Below are 230 nucleotides of genomic sequence, written 5' to 3' on the forward strand. Positions count from 1 at the left end.
GCTGTGGCTCGGCACGATCTTCTCGGCCGGCGTGATCGCCGCGCTGTTCGCGGCCTGGCAGTTGCAGCAGCCGCTGCGCTCGCTCGCACGTGCGGTCGCGCGTTTCGGCCGCGGGCAGCCGGTGCCGCCGCTGCGCGAACGCGGCCCGCGCGAGCTGCGCCAGCTCACGCACGGCTTCAACCAGATGGTGGAACAGGTGTCGCAGGCCGAAAGCGATCGCGCGGTGATGC

The 230-nt window shown here is 72.6% G+C and carries 1 protein-coding gene; it reads left to right on the forward strand.

Going from position 1 to position 230, the window contains the following annotated elements; translation table 11 throughout:
- A partial coding sequence (locus tag AAEY79_RS16620; protein WP_352289924.1) for a HAMP domain-containing protein occupies positions 1–230 on the forward strand: 230 nt, incomplete at both ends.

The sequence above is a fragment of the Psychrobacter sp. GW64-MNA-CIBAN-0177 genome (assembly GCF_040309585.1).
Lineage (GTDB): Bacteria > Pseudomonadota > Gammaproteobacteria > Pseudomonadales > Moraxellaceae > Psychrobacter > Psychrobacter okhotskensis.